Annotated in this window: 13 protein-coding genes and 1 pseudogene; 8 read left to right on the top strand and 6 right to left on the bottom strand. The window is 38.7% G+C overall.

All coding sequences use genetic code 11. The features are described 5' to 3' along the window. Positions 1 to 30 precede the first annotated feature (30 nt). Both DX522_RS05770 and DX522_RS05765 read left to right on the top strand, forming a co-directional pair. Complete coding sequence (locus tag DX522_RS05770; protein ID WP_262054170.1) at positions 31 to 1758, top strand: site-specific DNA-methyltransferase; 1728 nt, start codon at positions 31 to 33, stop codon at positions 1756 to 1758. Further along, on the top strand, positions 1755 to 4040 hold the full coding sequence (locus DX522_RS05765) for a DEAD/DEAH box helicase (protein WP_115180119.1): 2286 nt from the start codon (positions 1755 to 1757) through the stop codon (positions 4038 to 4040). The genes DX522_RS05770 and DX522_RS05765 overlap by 4 nt, the downstream gene beginning before the upstream one ends. 35 nt (positions 4041 to 4075) lie before the next feature. Here DX522_RS05765 and potE read toward each other — a convergent pair whose 3' ends face one another. From potE to DX522_RS05745, 4 genes and pseudogenes are all read right to left on the bottom strand, one after another. Further along, positions 4076 to 5395, bottom strand: a complete 1320-nt coding sequence (potE, locus tag DX522_RS05760; protein ID WP_115180118.1) for a putrescine-ornithine antiporter — start codon at positions 5393 to 5395, stop codon at positions 4076 to 4078. Positions 5396 to 5498: 103 nt separating this feature from the next. Continuing rightward, positions 5499 to 7661: an ornithine decarboxylase SpeF gene (gene speF / locus DX522_RS05755; RefSeq protein WP_115180117.1), complete on the bottom strand. Its 2163-nt coding sequence runs from the start codon at positions 7659 to 7661 to the stop codon at positions 5499 to 5501. Between the two features lie 295 nt (positions 7662 to 7956). Continuing rightward, positions 7957 to 8106, bottom strand: a complete 150-nt coding sequence (gene speFL, locus DX522_RS11655) for a leader peptide SpeFL (protein ID WP_262054169.1) — start codon at positions 8104 to 8106, stop codon at positions 7957 to 7959. A gap of 210 nt (positions 8107 to 8316) precedes the next feature. After that, a pseudogene (locus tag DX522_RS05745) lies at positions 8317 to 9320 on the bottom strand (ornithine carbamoyltransferase). A 229-nt stretch (positions 9321 to 9549) separates the two neighbouring features. Here DX522_RS05745 and cpdB point away from each other — a divergent pair. Further along, positions 9550 to 11523: a 2',3'-cyclic-nucleotide 2'-phosphodiesterase gene (gene cpdB / locus DX522_RS05740; RefSeq protein ID WP_115180116.1), complete on the top strand. Its 1974-nt coding sequence runs from the start codon at positions 9550 to 9552 to the stop codon at positions 11521 to 11523. A 57-nt stretch (positions 11524 to 11580) separates the two neighbouring features. Here the strand turns inward: cpdB and DX522_RS05735 are convergent, their stop codons facing one another. Further along, positions 11581 to 11679, bottom strand: coding sequence for a methionine/alanine import family NSS transporter small subunit (locus tag DX522_RS05735; protein WP_115180115.1), 99 nt, complete (start codon positions 11677 to 11679; stop codon positions 11581 to 11583). A gap of 2 nt (positions 11680 to 11681) precedes the next feature. Next, complete coding sequence (locus DX522_RS05730; RefSeq protein ID WP_005699344.1) at positions 11682 to 13196, bottom strand: sodium-dependent transporter; 1515 nt, start codon at positions 13194 to 13196, stop codon at positions 11682 to 11684. Between the two features lie 158 nt (positions 13197 to 13354). Between DX522_RS05730 and DX522_RS05725 the strand changes: the two genes are divergently transcribed. From DX522_RS05725 to ilvA, 5 genes are all read left to right on the top strand, one after another. Next, a complete protein-coding gene (locus tag DX522_RS05725) occupies positions 13355 to 13993 on the top strand; it encodes a tellurite resistance TerB family protein (RefSeq protein WP_115180114.1) in 639 nt (212 codons plus the stop codon). Between the two features lie 185 nt (positions 13994 to 14178). Then, on the top strand, positions 14179 to 15834 hold the full coding sequence (ilvG, locus tag DX522_RS05720) for an acetolactate synthase 2 catalytic subunit (RefSeq protein ID WP_115180113.1): 1656 nt from the start codon (positions 14179 to 14181) through the stop codon (positions 15832 to 15834). 1 nt (position 15835) lies between these two features. Beyond that, positions 15836 to 16054 (top strand): acetolactate synthase 2 small subunit, encoded by a 219-nt coding sequence (gene ilvM / locus DX522_RS05715; RefSeq protein WP_115180112.1) that lies wholly within the window; start codon positions 15836 to 15838, stop codon positions 16052 to 16054. A gap of 429 nt (positions 16055 to 16483) precedes the next feature. Continuing rightward, entirely contained in the window at positions 16484 to 18322 is a 1839-nt protein-coding gene (gene ilvD / locus DX522_RS05710) for a dihydroxy-acid dehydratase (RefSeq protein WP_115180111.1), read from the top strand. A gap of 87 nt (positions 18323 to 18409) precedes the next feature. Beyond that, a complete protein-coding gene (gene ilvA / locus DX522_RS05705; RefSeq protein WP_115180110.1) occupies positions 18410 to 19951 on the top strand; it encodes a threonine ammonia-lyase, biosynthetic in 1542 nt (513 codons plus the stop codon). Positions 19952 to 19976: the final 25 nt, after the last annotated feature.

Below are 19976 nucleotides of genomic sequence, written 5' to 3'. Positions count from 1 at the left end.
ATTAATTTTCTTTACCCTAAGGATGTATAAATGGCAAATTTATCACAGAAAAAAAGGGAAAAAATGCTCTCTTTTTTGCAATCACTTAAGCAAACTCATTCTGACGATGAGTCAATTATTGCACTCAACGAAATTGAAAATGCACTATTAAATAAAAAATACGGCTTAGTATGGGAAGAACATTCCGAGCATGTGGATGAAATGCTACAAGAGCATATTCCTGTTTTTGTTGAAGATACGACACGTAAAATCACCACATCCGATTGTCCAGCGATTGTCCAGCGATTGTCCAGCGATTGTCCAGCGATTGTCCAGCGATTGTCCAGCGATTGTCCAGCGATTGTCCAGCAAGATTATGAAAAATTTAATTTCCTAATTGAAGGGGATAATCTCCATTCTTTAAAACTTCTTGAAAAAACTCACCGCAATAAAATCGATGTCATCTACATCGACCCTCCCTATAACACCGGCAATAAAGATTTCATCTATGATGACTGTTATATAGATAAAAATGATGGTTATACACACTCTAAGTGGCTTTCTTTTATGAGTAAGCGATTGGAGATTGCTCGAAATTTATTGAGTAAAACCGGTGTTATTTTTATTTCGATTGATGAAAATGAATTTGCCCAATTAAAGTTATTATGTGATTTAATTTTTGGAGAAAATAACTTTATAGGGACAATGATATGGAGAAAAAAATCAGGAGGGGGACAAACTGATGAGTTTTTTGTAACGGAACATGAATATATATTTGGATATAGAAAATCAACTCAATTTATTTGGAATGATAAACATGAAAAAATTGACCAAAACGAATACAAATATAAATCCTCTGATGGTTCACTATATAAAATTACTAAATTGGAGAAATGGGGAAGTTCATCACATAAAGAAGATCGACCAACCATGTATTTTCCAATTAAAGATCCAGATGGAAATAATCTTTATCCTATTGCACCTGATAAAAAGGATGGCAGATGGAGAGTAGGAAAAGAAAGATTACATAACTTAATCAAAAATAATCATATTCATTGGATAAAAGACAAAAAAGAGAATCGTTGGATTCCATATGAGATGAGTTTTTACAATGAAAATCAAATAAAAATATTAAAAAGTAGAAGTATTTTATACGACTTAGCTGAGACTGGTACTGCTACAAAGCTCCTTACAAAAATATTCAATGAAAAAGATATTTTTTCTAACCCTAAACCGATTGAGTTAATAAAATACTTACTTGAGCATACAAAATGCGAAATAGTTCTCGACTTCTTTGCTGGCTCTGGTACAACAGGACACGCCGTCACACAACTGAATAAAGAGGACGGTAGAAATCGCCAATATATTCTTTGTACCAATAATGAAAATAATATTTGCGAAGAGGTGACTTATCAACGACTAAAAAACATTCAAGCAGACTTACCACATAATCTGAAATATTTCAAAACCGACTTTATTAAAAAACTTGATGAAAATGACCGAACTTTAAAAGTGCAACTGATGGATTACATCAAGGAGCTTATTGAGTTGGAGTATATGTGTGAAATTGATGGTGTGCATAATATTCTCGTCAAAAATGAATCGGAATTAGATGCAGTACTGAATGAGAATTTACCAATAAAAGCCCGACTTTTTATTGCACCTTATGTATTACTTTCTCGTGCACAAAATGCCTTAGTTGCAAAAAAGCAAGCTACACTGATTGAAATTCCTGAATATTATTTTAGACATGAACTTATTGAGGCGGGTGAACTATGATCAACCTTCAATTAAAAGATTTCCAACAACAAACTGTTGATTTCCTATTAGAAAAAACCATAGAACAACATAAACAACAACAAATTATTGTAAAGAGTCCTACTGGAAGCGGTAAGACTATTATTCTAATTAGTTACATTGAAAACTATTTACTCAACTATCCTAATACTATTTTTTGTTGGTTTACTGTAGGTAAAGGCGATTTAGAAGAACAGTCAAAGGAAAAAATGGAACGATTTTCTCCTACGCTCCCAACCGGTAATATTACTGATGTACTCAATCAAGGTTTTGAGTGTGGTACAACTTATTTTATCAACTGGAAAACCATTACGAAAAAAGGCAATTTAGCCTTAAAAGATAGTGAGCGTAAAAATATCAAGCAACATATTGCTGATGCACATCGTAATAACAAACAATTCATTGTGATTATTGATGAGGAACATCTTAATAATACCGCAAAAGCCAATGATATTATTGATGCCATCAATGCCAATTATGAAATTCGCGTTTCTGCCACACCAGCACAAAATAAAAAGGCTGTCTTCTATGAAATTGATGAAGTGGATGTGATTAATGAAGGATTAATTACACGCGCCATGTATATCAATAAAGATCTCAATGCAGAAACCATGGAAAATATTCAAACGGAGACAACTCTTTTATTAAAAAAAGCCAATGAAATCAGAAAAGAAATTGCCACAGCATATTTGCAGGAAAACGAAGATATTCGTCCTTTAGTGCTGATTCAATTCCCAAATCTTAATGATGAATTAATCGAATTTGTGGAGAAACAATTGGCGGATATGGGCTATACCTATGAAAACAAACTAGTCGCTAAATGGATGAGCGAGGAAAATACGCAAGATAAACAACGCAAATCCAAAAAGCTAGGCAAAATTAATGTGGGTGAAGTTCATTCCAAGGACAGCGTTACCCACAATAACGCAGAACCCGTATTCCTATTATTTAAGCAAGCCCTTGCCACTGGTTGGGATTGTCCTCGCGCCAAAGTGTTGGTGAAACTGCGTGAAAATATGTCCGAAACCTTTGAAATTCAAACGCTTGGACGCTTGCGTCGCATGCCAAATGCAAAACATTATGGCAGAGATATTCTTGACTGTTCTTATCTTTATACCTTTGATGAAGACTACAAAAATGAAGTCACCGGCAATCATCTTGGCGCAGAATATAAACGTGTTGTGCTGAAAGATGAACCGAAAGGTATTGAGCTGAAAAAAGAACTGCGCGATAAAGATGCGGATTTTGGCGATGAAAGTGCGGTCAGAAAACAACTTTTTTCTTTCATTAAAGAAAAATACAAACTCACCGATGACAGCAAAGAAAATGAAAGACGATTCGAAAATCAAGGCTTTAAACTGCATTCTTACCTTGAAGCCCATTATTTAGAAGGCCGATTCGAAACTTTGAAGAAAATTCAGGAAGAAGCAGCACATTATCAAGGAAAAAGTATGCAATATGGGGTAAATACACACGATCATGGTTTATATTTACGCCATCATATTGATAGCTTGAAAAAATATACCGGATTAAGTTATGAGAAAACGCGACAGCTACTCGAAATTTATTTCTTAAAAGATGCCGGCGAGCCAAAATTTAAATTACTTCATCTTTCATTGAAAAATTTCTATGCGTTTATTATTAATAATGTGAATAAATTTAAAACGCTTTTTATGGATTTTACTTCTTTCTCCTCTAAAGCACAGCACAATTTAAATTTAGGTGATTATAATCAAATTCGACTCGAAAAATTTTCTATCCCGATTGAGGAAATGTATCCCATTGACAGCCTGGCAAAAGAAAAAAAACTATTAGACCGCAATGTTTATCATGATTACAACTTTGCCATGATTGCCGGAATATTGCGTTCCACAAGTGAACGTCTTTTTGAACGTAGCTGCGAGCAAAATTCCAATGTGAAATATGTGTATAAAAACGGTGATTCCGGACAAAATTATCTTTCCATCGTTTACACCACCCAATTTGGTAAACAACGCTTATTTTTCCCTGACTACATCGTACAAACTCAAGATGGCGCGACGTGGTTACTGGAAACCAAAGGTGGCGAGCAAGCCAACGGACAAGATAAAAATATCGACAAACATGCCAAAGTGAAATTTAATGCCCTACAAGATTTTTGCCAAAAACACGGCTACAAATTTGGTTTTATACGCGATAAAGACGGCGAACTTTATTTAAATAATACGGAATATGTTGATGATATGTCAGATGAACGCTGGCAGCCATTGGAACACCATATCTAGAAGAATAAAAGCCTACATATGTAGGCTTTTCTTTTTTAATTAGCTTGTGATTTTTTAAGATCAAATTTGTAAGAAACAAAGCCATACAATGTCCAACCAATAAAGGTCACAATTGAACCGTATAACATCGCTTGTTCACCGGCTGCATAAAGTGCATAGATACTATAAAGTGAACCAATAAAGGCAACAAAAACGGTTGTTTTATATTTTTGTGGCGCAACATTTTCTGCTTTCAATAACACTGCGAGAGCAGCCATTGAGAGTAAATATGGGATGACGTTTGTAACCACCGCTAAGTCCACTAACACATTGAATTGTTTATTTAATGATGGGCTGATTGTCATTAAAGAAAGTAAAGTTTGTAACGCGGTAATAGTTACCATACCAACGATTGGTGCATCTTTACTGGTAACTTTTTTGAAGAATGCCGGGAAATAACCTTCTTCTGCTGAAGATTTGAACACTTGAGCAATAGTGAACTGCCAGCCTAGTAATGAACCAAAGCAAGACATCACCATTAAGCCCATGATGACTTTACCAATTGTGTCATTAAACATATGAGCAAAAGCTAAACCAAATGGTGCTGTTGAGTTAGCAAGTTCAAGGTTAGGTACAATACCTGCGATCACGTTAGTTGAAACGATATAAATTACCGCTGCCCCTAAAGTACCACCAAGTACTGCAATTGGTACGTTTTTCTCTGGGTTTTCAACAGCATCTGCATTCGCACAAGCTGATTCTAACCCTAAGAACGCCCATAATGTCATTGAAATAGACACACCGATCGCTTCAAAGGTAGGCACATTGTGTGGGTTCCACGAGTTTACATACATTGAACCATCAAACCATTTCCAACCGATGATTGAAATACCGACCACAGGAATAATTACACCCCAAATGGTGAATGAACTGATGTTACCCGTAATTCTTGCACCACCGAAGTTAAGAATAGTCGCAAGCCAAAGAGTGAAGATTGTCCATAATGCAATAGAAAGTGGAGAAAGGGTTGCTCCGAGGAACTCAGAACCATAACCTACAGCAGAAATCGCAATCGCAGTATTCGCAATAACTAATGACACACCATAAGTATAGTTTGCCATGAAGTTACCTGCTTTACCGAAAGAGTATTCAGCATAGCCACCCATACCACCAGATTTTCTACTAAACATACCGCATTGTGCGAATGCATAAGCTAAAGCTGTTGAACCAACTGCGGTTACAAGCCAAGAAACGATAGAAATAGTCCCAATTTCGGCTAATTTGGTCGGTAACATAATGATACCGGAACCCATCATATTAACCATGGTAAGAATGGTGAGTTGTACTACACCAATTTTATTACTTTTAGCACTCATAATTTATACTCCTACAAGTGCGGTCAAAAAATCAGATGTTTTTAACCGCACTTTTTGTTTGTGCTGAGAGGCTGATGAGGAAAATCCTCATAACCTCACTTTATTAATAGTCAGTTAAAACATAGCCATATGCACGAGTACGTCCATCAGGATCTTTTTGTAAATAGACCCCTTGGATTTCAGGTGCGAAGCCAGGTAATGTGTTGATTCCCTCTTCTAATGCAAGGAAGTATTTTTGTGCAGTTGGACTCCATCTTTCTCCTGGCACCACACATAACACACCTGGAGGATAAGGTAACGCACCTTCCGCGGCCACTCGCCCAACAATATCAGTCAACGGAACGAGTTCAACTTTGTTACGCACTAACTCAATATTTGCATCATGTGGATTTAATACATATTCTGGTAATGTCGCTTTGCGGAACAAATCTTTTTGAAGTTGTTTTACATTTCGGCTGACATAAAGATCATGCATTTCTTGGCATAATTGACGAATGGTGTAACCTTTGTAACGGTCTTCATTGTTTTTATACACAGTTGGCAAGACATCTTTTAATAAAGAGTCTTGTTTAATGTGTTTTTCAAACAAGGCGATTTGAGCAACTAAAGTTTGCATTTTCGTGAGGGTTTCTGCCGGAGTGAGCAAGAATAAGATTGAGTTCAAGTCACATTTTTCCGGAATAATACCGTTTTCACGTAAATAGTTTGCAAGAATGGTTGCTGGTACACCAAATTTTTCATATTCGCCTGTTTCTAAGCTAATACCTGGCGTGGTAAGCAAGAATTTACATGGGTCAACGAAGTATTGTTCATCCGCATAGCCTTCAAATTTATGCCATGTATCAGTTGGGTGGAATTTGAAGAATTCGAGGTTGGTTGCGATTTCTTCTGTGTCATAATCTTGCCATTTTTTACCTTTTACTGTGGTAGGGATGAATGGACGGATTAAGTCACAATGATTCAACACTAACTTACGTGCTTCGATACCCACTTTCACACATTCATGCCATAAGCGAAGACCTGCTTCACTACCTTGGATTTTCGCGTTCACATCTAATGTTGCAAACAATGGATAGAACGGACTGGTTGAAGCATGTAACATGAAGGCGTTATTGAAACGTTTATGGTTTACATAACGATCTTGGCCTTTGATATGTTTATCTTTTTTATGGATTTGTGAAGCTTGTGAGAAACCAGCTTGTTGTTTGTGAACAGATTGTGTCACTAAAATACCAGGGTCATTTTCATTTAATTCAAGCAATAATGGCGAGCAATCTTTCATCATTGGAATGAATTGTTCATAACCTACCCATGCAGAGTCGAATAAGATGTAATCACAAAGGTGACCGATTTTATCCACAACTTGGCGAGCGTTATAAATCGTACCGTCATAAGTACCTAATTGGATAACTGCTAAACGGAATGGACGTTTTTGGTTTAATTTTTCAGGTGCCACTTCTTTGATTAATGATTTTAAGTAATCTTCTTCAAAACAGTGACTATCAATACCACCGATGAAACCAAATGGGTTACGTGCAGTTTCCAAGTAAATTGGCGTTGCACCTGCTTGAATTAACGCACCGTGGTGGTTTGATTTGTGGTTGTTACGGTCAAATAACACTAAATCGCCTGGAGAAAGCACTGCGTTTAATGCTACTTTATTTGCAGATGAAGTACCGTTTAATACAAAGTAAGTTTTATCCGCATTAAATACTTGAGCGGCATATTTTTGTGCATCACAAGCTGCACCTTCATGAATTAACAAGTCACCTAATTTCACGTCAGCATTACAAATATCTGAACGGAAAATGTTTTCACCGTAGAAGTCATAAAGGAAACGACCTGCTGGATGTTTACGGTAGTATTGACCACCTTGATGTCCCGGACAGTCAAAAGCAATATTACCCATTTCCACATATTCACTTAACATTTTGAAAAATGGCGGTAACATTTTTTCTTCATAAAGTTTTGCTGCAGTTTCGATTTGGCGGCTATAAAGTTTGATGTCATAACCGTTTAAATCTTGGATATGGTAAATAGAATCATAGAATTTTGGATCCACTTGTTGTTCTTCTGTTTGAACAACGAATACTGGAACGCCGAATTTTGTTGCTTGAATTCGACCGAGGTATTCTCCTACATCACCTGAACTTAACACGATAGCCGCAACATCTGTAAAGTCTGTTTTGGCAATCTCAACCAATTCTCTATTTGTAGAGAAATATTGTTCAACTTTTGGGCTATATGCAATTTTTAAGTTTGGCATAATGAACTCCTTTATTTATTTTTGACGTAAAGTTACCCTGCATTATTAATTTTAATAACGCAATAGATTTATTTAGAATAAAATAATCCGCTCTAGATTTTTATTATAAAAACTAAAGTAAGAATATATTTATTTTAAATTAAATAAGATCAAGTTAATTTCTAAAGATACTTCTTACCTGTTCTAGGTAATGCAAAAATATTCAGAAATTAATCTGCGAAGACTCTCTAAACAGAGAGGACAACTCTGTTTAGAGAGCCGTGTTGGATGGTTTATTTTGAGAAGCAAATACTGATTATGAAAAGCAAGAGCGATACGATGGCATCATAATATGGCGTGTACGACGGATATGCGCCATCAAAGAACGACCTTTTATCGGATTAAACCGTAAAAGTCTCAATACTTTCGTATGGACGTATCTGTGTATATATGTACGAAGTAGCATAGAAAAAGTCCCTCTTTTTATCTAAACTAACTTTTGTTAGGTATATTCTCTTCGCGTACAAAGATTATGTCAATAATATTTTTTAAAAAATGTGATCATTATCAAAAAATAAATTTAAATTTCATATAAAATAAAACCACAAAAAGTACGGAAATAAATTATTCTTAAAATTAGATGATGAATAAAGTTATCAATTTAACGAGAGCTTTCCTAAGCTAAACTTGCCACCATTACCGCCTTAATCGTATGCATACGGTTCTCCGCTTGTTCAAATGCAATGTTCATTGGCGATTCAAATACGTCTTCAGTCACTTCAATACCATTAGCTAATTCAGGATATTTTTCAGCAATTTGACGACCAACTTTGGTTTCACTGTTATGGAAGGCTGGTAAGCAGTGCATAAATTTCACTTTTGGATTACCAGTGCGTTTCATTAATTCAGGTGTGACTTGATAAGGAAGCAATAACTTAATCCGTTTTCCCCAAGCATCTAATGGCTCGCCCATCGAAACCCAAACATCGGTATGCACAAAATCAGCACCTTTTACCGCTTTATCAATATCTTCAGTTACGGTAAGGCGTGCCCCACTTTCTTTAGCAAAACTTTCACACATCTCAACAAAACTTGCTTCAGGTAATAAAGCTTTTGGGCCGCAAATACGCACATCCATCCCCAGTTTTGCTCCAATCAGTAAAAGAGAATTCCCCATGTTATTGCGTGCATCACCAATATACACATAACTAATTTGACGAAGTGGCTTGTCACAATGTTCAATCATCGTGAGAACATCCGCGAGCATTTGTGTAGGATGAAACTCATCCGTTAAACCATTAAACACTGGGACACCAGCATAATCTGCAAGCTCTTGCACAGTACTTTGTTTAAAGCCCCGATATTCAATCGCATCATACATCCTCCAAGAACTCGAGCCGTATCCTTCATGCTTTCTTTATGTCCAATCTGAGATGAATTTGGATCAATGTAAGTCACTCTAGCACCTTGATCATAAGCAGCCACTTCAAAAGCACAACGAGTACGAGTTGAGGTTTTTTCAAAAATTAATGCGATATTTTTACCTTGCAGTTTAGGTTGCTCAGTTCCCGCATATTTCGCTCGTTTCAAATCACGCGATAAATCTAACAAATAATTAATTTCGCGTTCTGAATGATGAACAAGACTCAATAGGTGTCTATTTTTAAGATTAAAAGCCATAGCGATCTCCTTATCGGATGCCATCAATAAATGGTTACCTTACTGTGAATGAAGTGATTTTTAGCGGATTGGATACCCTATTTTTGTCCCAAACGTGAAGTTTTGCAACCAAATTAAATCCCTTATTTTGTGATGCATATCACACTTCATTTCATAACTTTATATTGCGCTTTCTTTATATATAAAAGAGCTTTAAAATCTTGCCGATTCTTACACAACAGGAGCTCATATGATCAACAGAAGAGATTTCATCCAACTTGGCGCAAGCAGCATTTTAGCGTTAAGTGCTAGCCGCTTTGCTTTTGCAAAAAACGACACGCAAGTCGATTTACGTATTGTGGCAACGACAGATATTCACAGTTTTTTAACTGACTTCGATTACTACAAAGATGCACCTACTGAGAAATTCGGTTTTACCCGTGCAGCAAGCTTGATTCGTCAAGCTCGTCAAGAGGTGAAAAACAGCGTTTTAGTTGATAACGGTGACTTAATCCAAGGTAACCCAATCGCTGACTATCAAGCTGCGAAAGGTTACAAAGAAGGCAAATCAAACCCAGCTGTAGATTGCTTAAATGCAATGCACTATGAAGTAGGAACATTAGGTAACCATGAGTTTAACTATGGCTTAGATTATTTAGCCGATGCAATTAAACAAGCGAAATTCCCTATCATCAATGCTAACGTAGTGAAAGTCGGTACTGAAGAGCCATATTTCACGCCTTATGTGATTCAAACCAAAGAAGTGGTCGATAGCCAAGGTAAAACGCATAAACTAAACATCGGTTATATCGGTTTTGTGCCACCACAAATTATGGTGTGGGATAAAGCGAACTTACAAGGCAAAGTAGAAACGCGCGATATCGTGAAAACCGCACAAAAATATGTGCCAGAAATGAAACAAAAAGGCGCAGATATTATTGTGGCACTTGCGCACACTGGCCCATCTGACGAACCATATCAAGAAGGTGCAGAAAACTCAGCATTCTACCTTGCTGATGTACCACATATTGATGCGATTGTTTTCGGTCACTCTCACCGTTTATTCCCGAATAAAGAGTTCGCAAAATCACCAAATGCAGATATTGCTAAAGGTACTGTGAAAGGCGTGCCTGAAAGTATGGCAGGCTACTGGGCAAACAACATCAGTGTAATCGACTTAACCCTTGCTCAACACAACGGCAAATGGTTAGTGGCTGATGGTAAAGCGGCACTTCGCCCAATTTACGATGCTGAAAACAAAAAAGCGACCACAGAAAGTGACGCAGAATTGACCGCACTTTTAAAACCTGTACATGAAGCCACCCGTGAATTCGTGGCACAACCAATCGGTAAAGCTACCGATAATATGTACAGCTACTTAGCGTTAGTACAAGATGACCCAACCATTCAAATTGTGAACCAAGCACAAAAAGCTTATGTTGAAAAAGTGGCACCAAGTGTTGCCGCAATGGCTGGCTTACCAATTTTAAGTGCAGGCGCACCATTTAAAGCGGGTGGACGTAAAAACGACCCAACAGGCTATACAGAAGTGAACAAAGGTGAATTGACGTTCCGTAACGCAGCAGACTTATACCTCTATCCAAATACCTTAGTTGTTGTGAAAGCAACCGGTGAAGAACTGAAAGAGTGGTTAGAATGTAGCGCAGGTATGTTCAAACAAATCGATCCTACAAGCGACAAACCACAATCTTTACTTGATTGGGAGGGTTTCCGTACTTATAACTACGATGTAATTGACGGCGTAAATTATGAATTCGACCTTACTCAACCAGCACGTTATGACGGCGAATGCAAATTGATTAACCCGAACTCACACCGTGTAGTAAATTTAACTTACCAAGGTAAACCGGTTGATCCAAAAGCAGAATTCTTAATTGCGACTAATAACTATCGTGCTTACGGTAATAAATTCCCTGGCACTGGCGATGCACACATTGTTTACGCTTCTCCTGATGAAAACCGCCAAATCCTTGCGGATTACATCAAAGCAGAAAGTGAAAAACATGGCCATGTAAACCCAAGTGCGGATAAAAACTGGCGTTTTGCACCGATTAAAGGTAACGATAAATTAGATGTGCGTTTTGAAACCTCGCCAAGCGAACAAGCGGCGAAATTCATTCAAGACAATGCGCAATACCCAATGAAGAAAGTCGGCACTGATGAAGTGGGATTTGCGGTATATCAAATCGATTTATCGAAATAACAAAAAAGGGCGTGCCCAGCACGCCCTACTTATTTCAAAGTGCGGTCAATTTTGACCTTATTTTTCTTCTTTTGGAAGTCTGATTAAGGAAAAGATCAAGCCGCCCCAAATCACTAGAAGCGACACAATCATCATTGTAATTGCAATACTCGTCATCTTTATTCTCCTTTTTCTTCAAGCTTGAAGTTGTCTTCATTTTTCCATTTTAAACGAGAAAGAATGAATGAAACGACCACTAGCGAAATTGCCATTCCCCAACCAAAGATATTGACAAACCAGCTTGGATAGCCTTCATAACCTTCTGTAAATACTTTTGCGCCTTCACTGAATAACATAAAGGCGAGAATACCGGTGGTGATGACAATGCATAAACGCCATAGGAAACCCACTTTAAATGAAGAACTTTGGTTTAAGTGGTTGCCTAATAAGCCTAGTTTTTCATTTGCTACAATCACAATTAATGAAACAAATGCCACTGCAACAATACCAAAATAGTTCACAAATTTATCGAATACATCAAGCATTGGTAAACCGGTTGTAGTACCAAATAAAATGACTGATACTACCATCATTGGTAAACCAACAACAAAGGTCGCTTTTGCTCGACGTAAACGGAGTTTATCTTGAATCGCTGAAATGATTACTTCAATAACAGAGATAAATGAGGTTAATGCCGCAAAGGTTAATGAACCAAAGAACAGTACCCCTAATACTTCACCGAATGGTGCTTTGTTAATAATAGTTGGGAATGCAAAGAAGGCTAAACCAATACCGCCTTTTGCCACTTCGCTCACCTCTACGCCTTGTGCGGTTGCGATGAAACCTAATGCCGCAAATACACCGATACCGGCAAGCACTTCAAAGCTTGAGTTCGCAAAACCGACAACCAAGCCACTACCTGTTAAATCAGAATCTTTCTTCAAGTACGATGCATACGTGATCATAATCCCGAAACAGATGGAAAGAGAGAAGAAGATTTGACCATAAGCTGCAATCCACACGCTTGGGTTAGATAGTTTTGACCAGTCTGGTGTAAATAATGCGTTCAAGCCTTTTTCTGCACCAGGTAAGAATAAAGAATAAACCACCAATGCCACAAACATTACGACTAAAACAGGCATTAAGATATCTGAAGATTTAGAAATTCCTTTTTGAATACCTAAAGAAAGCACGCCTAGCGCCACTAACCATACAGCAATTAATGGGCCTGTCACCATGCCGACAAACTCAAAGCTCACACCGTTGCTGATCTCACCCATTTTTAAGAATTCGTGTAGGAAGAAATCAATCGGCTGATCACCCCACGCAGAATTAAGAGAGAAATAGGTATAGCTTGCTGCCCAACCTAATACCACGGCGTAGTAAAGACCAATGATAACATTCACCATTACTTGCCACCAACCAAACACTTCAAAATGTGGGTTAAAACGACGGTAAGACAGTGGTGCGCCACCACGATGGCGATGACCGATTGCGTAATCTAAGAAAAGCAATGGAATACCAGCGGTTAAAAGTGCAATAAGATAAGGGATAATAAATGCACCACCACCATTTTCATAAGTAGTATAAGGGAAACGCCAGATGTTTCCTAAGCCAACAGCGGATCCAATCGCCGCCATAATAAATGCCTTCCGACCAGAAAAGGTCTCACGCTTTGCGTTTGACTGCGTCATATTAAGTTCCTTTTGAATGAAGAAAGGTTTCAATATAGTGAATTCTAAAACCTAGTCAAGAATTTGATTTAAAGTGCGGTTAAAAATAATGAATTTTTTTTAATATCACTGTCTAAAGGTGGAATTTAATCTCTATTAATAACCAAAAGGAAACATTTATGGATCTCAACAGAATTTTAAATCAAGTTTTAGATGTAGCTAAAAACTCTGCAAGCAAACTTGAAACAGGCAACCAAACTATCGACTCTCTCACCAAAGTTGGTGGTGGTGCAGCGTTAGGTGGTATTTTATCGATGATTTTAGGCCGTAGTGGCGGTGCAAGCTTAGCAAAATTAGGCTCACTTGCCGTTTTAGGTAACCTTGCTTACCAAGCTTACCAAAACTATCAAAAATCCCAACAAAACAGCCAACCAAACATCTCAGAAAATGCATTTGATGTACTAAATTCATCAAGCCATGTCGATGCAGGCGAATTAATTTTACGCACCATGATCGCCGCAGCGGCAGCAGACGGTGAAATTACTGAAGATGAAAAACAAACTATTGAAAACGAAGCAGGCAACAACCCTGAATTAGCACAATGGCTTGCACAAGAAACCCAAAATCCAATTTCTATCAATGAAATTGCACGTCTTGTAGGCAACGATACTGCACTTGCAAGCAATGTATACTTAGCTGCTCGTTTAGTAAGTAAAGATTTATCTCGCAAAGAAATCATTTTCTTAGCAGACTTAGCAAAAGCGTTAGGCTTAGACGATGCGCTTGTTGAACAATTAGAAAAACAAGCCGGCTTCTAATTTTGCGTACAGAAAACATCGTGTTTTCTGACCGCACTTCTCATCAAAAAACACGATAATCTTGGTTATCGTGTTTTTTTCATCTGTTTTTTCGCGAAAACCTAACCAAAGGCGAAAAATTCCGCTACAATGCAAAACTTCAATATTCATAAAATTATTTAATAATCATAAAAACGGGAAGCAACATGACAGGCGCACAACTCATTATCGAATGTTTAAAAGCGCACGGTGTAACCGATCTTTTCGGCTACCCAGGCGGGGCAATCATGCCAACCTATGATGCCATCTATGACTCAGGTCTTGACCATCTCCTTTGTCGTAACGAACAAGGTGCCTCAATAGCCGCAATTGGTTATGCACGCTCTACAGGCAAAGTAGGAGTATGTGTCGCAACGTCAGGCCCAGGTGCGACCAATTTAATTACAGGTTTAGGTGATGCCTTTGCTGACTCTGTACCAATCGTGGCGTTTACAGGTCAAGTAGCTGCTCCCCTTATCGGAACCGATGCTTTCCAAGAAGCTGATGTTTTAGGTTTATCTCTTGCTTGTACCAAGCACAGCTACATTGTGCAATCCATCGAAGAACTCCCCGAAATTATTGCCTCTGCTTTCCAAATTGCACAAAGTGGCAGACCTGGTCCCATTCTCATTGATGTGCCTCGCAACATCCAAGTGAGCGATGTACCAGAACATATCAAACCTATTGTCAAACCAACCGTAAAACCAACCGCACTTTCAGAATTAAAATTAGCGGAAGCAAAAGAATTATTGACAAAAGCGCAAAAACCCGTGCTTTATGTCGGTGGTGGCGTAGGTATGGCAAACGCAACGCAAGCGGTCAGAAAATTCCTACAAATCACCCAAATGCCATCTGTTTCAACATTGAAAGGTTTAGGCTCAATTGACCCGACTGATCCCGTTTATATGGGCATGATTGGTATGCACGGCACAAGAGCTGCAAATGTTGCCGTACAAGAATGTGATTTATTGTTAGTATGCGGTGCGCGTTTTGATGACCGTGTAACGGGTAAATTAGATAGTTTTGCACCACACGCGAAAGTGATCCATTGTGATATTGATGCAGCAGAAATCAATAAACTTCGTGTGGCAAATGTTGCCCTTCAGGGTGATTTAATTCAAGCCTTAGAGGCTTTAAGCATCCCACTTGCGATTGATGATTGGCGTGCACATATTCAAGCGCTGAAAGCCAAACTCGATTTCACTTACATCGACAATGCTGGTAACCGACCAATTGACCCTTGGTCATTACTCAACACGCTTTCTCAGCGTAAACCTCAAAATGCGGTGATTTGTACCGATGTGGGCCAACACCAAATGTGGTCTGCACAACATATGCATCATTTCGCACCAGAAAACTATATTACCTCCGCGGGGTTCGGCACCATGGGATTTGGTTTACCTGCAGCGGTGGGCGCGAAAAAAGCACGTCCTCATGATGAAGTGATTTTGGTGACAGGCGATGGTTCATTGATGATGAACATCCAAGAATTAGGTTCAATCAAACGCGGCAAACTACCCGTGAAAATTTTGCTGTTAGATAACCAACGCCTAGGTATGGTACGTCAATGGCAAGACCTTTTCTGGAACAAACGCCGCTCTGAAACCATTTTAGAAGATAACCCTGATTTCGTGATGTTAGCGAAATCCTTTGATATTCCAGCTGAACGCATTGAGCTCGCTGATGACGTGGATGCAGCACTTAATCGCTTATTAAATAGCGAAACCGCTTATTTGCTACAAGTATGCATTCCACCTGAAGAATGCGTATGGCCATTAGTCCCACCAGGTGCATGTAATGCCGATATGTTGGAGGAAATTTAAGATGAATCAATATACTTTTGACTTGATCGCTCAACATCGCCCTGAGGTTTTAGAACGTGTATTACGCGTTATTCGTTTACGTGGCTTCACTGTGACTAATATGGAGATGGCATTGGTAGAAACCCAAGTGAAGTTAAAAATCACTGTAAAATCTGACCGCACTTTTGATTTGTTGGTGAATCAATTGGCAAAACTGCCGGATGTTTTAAATATTATTTAAAAAAAATTTGAAGAACAATACGATACAAAACAAATGGTTTACAAGTGCGTAGATATAGCTAATGGAGCTATTTAATTTACATGTAGTTAGAAACAACTATTAAATCTGACCGCACTTTTATTTTAATCAATAAGTTCTTTATCTAAATAATTGTATTTATAAACTTAATTTTATCGAATAATTTCTTCGTATTATCTTCTGACAAATCTCCCCTACCCCTCTTTGCTAAAGAGGGGATTGAAGTGAGATGAAATTAGAACTTAGCGTTTATGATTTAGCTAACTAAAATGAAAGTGAGAAAATTGTTGTTCATTAGCTAAAGATTTCCCCCCTCTTTAGCAAAGAGGGGTAGGGGAGATTTGGCAGTATTCATTAACGAAGAAATTAAATAAACGAACTTTAACAAAAATTGACTTGGAGAGATTATTTATGCCAAAACTACGTTCAGCGACTAGTACTCAGGGTCGCAATATGGCAGGTGCACGTGCTTTATGGCGTGCAACAGGGATGAAAGAAAATGACTTTGGTAAACCGATTATTGCGGTGGTGAACTCTTTCACCCAATTCGTACCTGGGCATGTTCATTTAAAAGATATGGGACAACTGGTTGCAGCTGAAATTGAAAAAGCCGGCGGCGTAGCAAAAGAATTTAATACTATTGCGGTAGATGACGGTATCGCGATGGGTCACGGAGGGATGCTTTATTCCTTACCAAGCCGTGATTTGATCGCAGACAGCGTAGAATATATGGTTAATGCTCACTGTGCTGATGCAATGGTATGTATTTCCAACTGTGACAAAATCACCCCGGGAATGTTGATGGCGGCAATGCGTTTAAACATTCCAACCATCTTCGTTTCAGGTGGTCCGATGGAAGCGGGTAAAACTAAACTTTCTGACCAGCTCATCAAGTTAGACTTAATTGATGCAATGATTCAAAGCGCTGATGTAAATGTCAGCGATAAAGATGTTGATGCCATTGAGCGCAGCGCTTGCCCAACCTGTGGTTCTTGCTCAGGGATGTTTACCGCTAACTCAATGAATTGCTTAACAGAAGCCTTAGGTTTATCTTTACCGGGCAATGGTTCTATGTTGGCAACCCATGCTGACCGCAAAGAATTATTCTTAAAAGCAGGTCGTCAAATTGTAGAACTTTGCAAACGCTATTATGAACAAGATGATGAAAGTGTTCTGCCACGTTCAATCGGTACCTTTGAAGCCTTTGAAAATGCCATGAGTTTAGATATTGCAATGGGTGGTTCAAGTAATACCGTTTTACACTTATTAGCGGCTGCTCAAGAAGCTGGTGTAGATTTCAAAATGGCAGATATTGACCGCTTATCCCGTGTTGTCCCTTGCTTAAGTAAAATCGCACCAAACACTAATAAATACCACATGGAAGATGTACACCGTGCAGGTGGCATTATGGGCTTATTAGGTGAATTAGATCGTGCGGGTTTAATCCATCGCAACACCAAAACCGTGCTAGGAACAACACTAGAAGAACAATTAAATCAATACGATATTATTCGTAACAAAGACGAAGAATTACACAAATTCTTCCGTGCCGGCCCTGCTGGCATTCGTACCACACAAGCCTTCTCGCAAGATTGTCGTTGGGATAGCGTAGATGATGACCGTGTAAGCGGTTGTATCCGTAACAAAGAAAACGCAATTTCTCAAGAAGGCGGTCTAGCCGTATTATTCGGTAACATCGCAAAAGACGGCTGTATCGTAAAAACGGCGGGTGTGGATGAATCTATCTGGAAATTCACAGGCCGTGCTATCGTATTTGAAAGCCAAGAAGATGCGGTAGCCGGTATTTTAGGTGGCAAAGTGAAAGAAGGCCATGTAGTAGTCATCCGCTACGAGGGTCCAAAAGGTGGTCCTGGTATGCAAGAAATGTTGTACCCAACGAGCTACTTAAAATCAATGGGCCTAGGTAAAAAATGTGCTTTATTAACAGATGGCCGCTTCTCTGGCGGTACCTCTGGATTATCTATTGGTCACGCCTCGCCTGAAGCGGCTTCTGGCGGTGCGATTGGTTTAGTGCATGATGACGATATTATCGAAATTGATATTCCAAATCGCTTGATTAATCTTAAAATCAGCGATGACGAATTAGCAAAACGCCGTACCGAGCAAAATGCCAAAGGCTGGCAACCCGCTCACCGCGAGCGTGAAGTGTCCTTTGCATTAAAAGTGTTTGGCCACTTTGCCACTTCTGCAGATAAAGGCGCGGTGCGTGATAAAAGTCTATTAAAATAATCTCTAATCGCTCCTCCTCTCATAAAAGAGAGGAGGATAAAAATAAAGAAAAAATTAACCGCACTTCATCATAACAAATTAAGTATCATGAAAAATTTACTTACCAATCCTCAACCCTCTCAATCGGATTATGTTAACGCGATTGTTAAACTTGGCTCCAGAGTATATGAAGCCGCTACTGTAACCCCGCTACAAAAAATGGGGAAATTATCCGAGCGCCTACATAATAATATTTGGATTAAGCGTGAAGACCGCCAACCAGTAAATAGCTTTAAGCTGCGTGGTGCTTATGCAATGATTTCTAGCCTTTCTGATGAACAAAAACAGGCTGGTGTTATTGCTGCTTCTGCGGGTAATCATGCGCAAGGCGTAGCATTATCAGCGAAACAGCTTGGACTAAAAGCATTAATTGTTATGCCACAAAACACACCAAGCATTAAAGTGGATGCAGTTCGTGGATTTGGTGGCGAAGTGTTGCTACATGGAGCTAATTTTGATGAGGCCAAATCCAAAGCTATTGAGCTTTCAAAATCTAAACATATGACATTTATTCCGCCGTTTGATCATCCATTGGTGATCGCGGGTCAAGGGACGTTGGCAATGGAAATGCTGCAACAAGTGGCTGATTTGGATTATGTCTTTGTGCAAGTTGGAGGGGGTGGTCTCGCCGCTGGTGTAGCCATTTTACTCAAGCAATTTATGCCGGAAATCAAAATCATTGGTGTTGAATCCAAAGATTCAGCCTGTTTGAATGCTGCCTTAGAAAAAGGTGAACCTACAGATTTAGCACATGTTGGCTTATTCGCTGATGGTGTGGCGGTAAAACGTATTGGTGACGAAACATTTCGTTTATGTCAAAAATATTTAGACGGTATGGTGCTGGTAGACAGCGATGAAGTTTGCGCAGCAATGAAAGATTTATTCGAAAATGTGCGTGCGGTATCAGAGCCATCTGGTGCGTTAGGTTTAGCCGGTCTGAAAAAATACGTCAAACAGCACAATATTCAAGGCAAAAATATGGCAGCAATTTTATCCGGTGCCAACCTTAACTTTCATACATTGCGTTATGTTTCAGAACGTTGCGAAATAGGTGAAAACCGTGAAGCTTTATTGGCGGTAACTATGCCGGAACAACCGGGTAGTTTCTTAAAATTTGCCCATGTTATTGGTAACCGTGCAGTAACAGAATTTAGTTATCGTTATGCAGATAATCAAAAGGCCTGTATTTTTGTTGGTGTGCGCACGACCAATGAATCTGAAAAAGCGGAGATTATTGCTGACTTAACGAAAAATGGCTTTGATGTAGAAGATATGTCTAATGATGATATCGCCAAAACTCACGTGCGTTATTTAATAGGTGGACGAGTTTCTAATCATCATGAACGACTTTATAGCTTTGAATTTCCAGAGCAGAAAGGCGCTTTACTTAAATTCTTAGAAATATTGGGTAAACGTTGGAATATTTCATTGTTCCATTACCGTGCACATGGAGCCGATTACGGTAATATTCTTGCGGCTTTCCAATTAGGCGAAAAAGATAACGCAGAATTTGAACAAGCTTTAGCAGAACTCGGCTATGTTTATGAAGATGTTAGTGAAAGTAAAGCGTATCGATATTTCTTACGATAGAAAAACAAAAAGAGCGGTCAAAATA

Origin of the sequence: Haemophilus parainfluenzae (assembly GCF_900450995.1) — a bacterium.
In the GTDB taxonomy this organism is placed as follows: domain Bacteria; phylum Pseudomonadota; class Gammaproteobacteria; order Enterobacterales; family Pasteurellaceae; genus Haemophilus_D; species Haemophilus_D parainfluenzae_O.
Note: the sequence above shows the minus strand (reverse complement) of the source record. Positions and strands in the feature narration are given on the sequence as shown.

Coding starts and splice junctions, on each gene's coding strand:
- potE (WP_115180118.1), bottom strand. CDS start 5,395: ATGAGTGCTAAAAGTAATAAAATTGGTGTAGTACAACTCACCATTCTT.
- ilvD (WP_115180111.1), top strand. CDS start 16,484: ATGCCAAAACTACGTTCAGCGACTAGTACTCAGGGTCGCAATATGGCA.
- DX522_RS05735 (WP_115180115.1), bottom strand. CDS start 11,679: ATGACGAGTATTGCAATTACAATGATGATTGTGTCGCTTCTAGTGATT.
- ilvG (WP_115180113.1), top strand. CDS start 14,179: ATGACAGGCGCACAACTCATTATCGAATGTTTAAAAGCGCACGGTGTA.
- speF (WP_115180117.1), bottom strand. CDS start 7,661: ATGCCAAACTTAAAAATTGCATATAGCCCAAAAGTTGAACAATATTTC.
- DX522_RS05725 (WP_115180114.1), top strand. CDS start 13,355: ATGGATCTCAACAGAATTTTAAATCAAGTTTTAGATGTAGCTAAAAAC.
- cpdB (WP_115180116.1), top strand. CDS start 9,550: ATGATCAACAGAAGAGATTTCATCCAACTTGGCGCAAGCAGCATTTTA.
- ilvM (WP_115180112.1), top strand. CDS start 15,836: ATGAATCAATATACTTTTGACTTGATCGCTCAACATCGCCCTGAGGTT.
- ilvA (WP_115180110.1), top strand. CDS start 18,410: ATGAAAAATTTACTTACCAATCCTCAACCCTCTCAATCGGATTATGTT.
- DX522_RS05730 (WP_005699344.1), bottom strand. CDS start 13,196: ATGACGCAGTCAAACGCAAAGCGTGAGACCTTTTCTGGTCGGAAGGCA.
- DX522_RS05770 (WP_262054170.1), top strand. CDS start 31: ATGGCAAATTTATCACAGAAAAAAAGGGAAAAAATGCTCTCTTTTTTG.
- DX522_RS05765 (WP_115180119.1), top strand. CDS start 1,755: ATGATCAACCTTCAATTAAAAGATTTCCAACAACAAACTGTTGATTTC.
- speFL (WP_262054169.1), bottom strand. CDS start 8,106: ATGCTACTTCGTACATATATACACAGATACGTCCATACGAAAGTATTG.